The sequence below is a fragment of the Bacteroides fluxus YIT 12057 genome (assembly GCF_000195635.1).
Classification (GTDB): domain Bacteria; phylum Bacteroidota; class Bacteroidia; order Bacteroidales; family Bacteroidaceae; genus Bacteroides; species Bacteroides fluxus.
The window spans coordinates 1-950 of record NZ_GL882645.1 but is presented as its reverse complement, the minus strand read 5'-3'; the positions used below and the strand labels follow the sequence as shown (position 1 = coordinate 950).

The 950-nt window shown below is 37.4% G+C and carries 1 protein-coding gene; it reads left to right on the top strand.

Annotated elements, in window-relative coordinates; genetic code table 11:
* Window positions 1-266 precede the first annotated feature (266 nt).
* Window positions 267-854, top strand: coding sequence for a replication/maintenance protein RepL (locus HMPREF9446_RS11210; RefSeq protein WP_009125772.1), 588 nt, complete (start codon window positions 267-269; stop codon window positions 852-854).
* Window positions 855-950: the final 96 nt, after the last annotated feature.

Genomic DNA, 950 nt, shown 5'->3' with positions numbered 1-950 from the left:
CTTGCCGCTGGGCGCTCCCCGACCGATGATTTTTAAGTGGCTGATTTTGTGCTGTTTTGGGGGTGTATTAAGAACTATAAGAAACAACATAAGCTAAGTAATTGATAATCAATATAGGCTAGTTCACACTGTATGAACTGCCAGTTCAATCTAGCTTGAACTCAGAGTTCAATAAATCATGTTAAAAATCGAACTGTGTGTTTATTTTTGTTGGACTGATAGTCTATATTTGTAGGCGAAAAATCGAACTAATAGAATAATATACCATGGCAAAAAACGAACTAAAATTATCCGACTTCCAAAGGAATAAGGAAAATCCATTCATGAAGCAAGCAATAGAAGATATTGAAAATCATGTTGTTAAAAAATATAAGAGCAGTACAGGAAGTGACAAAAAAGCAGTTGTTGCCGTTGCTGATACAGATACAGGAGAAGTGTTCCGAACTTCCTTTATTCGACAGATAGAAGTAGATGAAGAACAATTTGCAAAACTCTATCTGAACAATTTTGCTGCATTTTTTGACCTTTCACAAGCCGCAATAAGGGTATTTGGCTATATCATGACTTGTATGAAACCCAAGAATGATATGATAATGTTTATCCTAGAAGATTGTCTTGAATATACGAAATATACAAGCAAAGGTACAGTTTATCGAGGGCTTGCAGAACTGGTTAAAGCGGAGATTATAGCCAGAGGTATAAACGAGAACTTATGGTTCATCAATCCCCTTATAGTTTTCAATGGGGATAGAGTTTCTTTTACCAAAACATACGTTCGGAAAAAATCTCTATCAACTAAAAAGAAAGCTGAAGAAGATGAACGCCAGCTATCTTTAGGTTTCAGTTCAGAGTAACACTCCATTGAGCGAAGCTGCCGTTTGGTCGCTTCCCCCCTTGGGGGACGGGAGGGGGATAGGATAAAGTTCCTCTATGTAAAGTTATAATGGGGG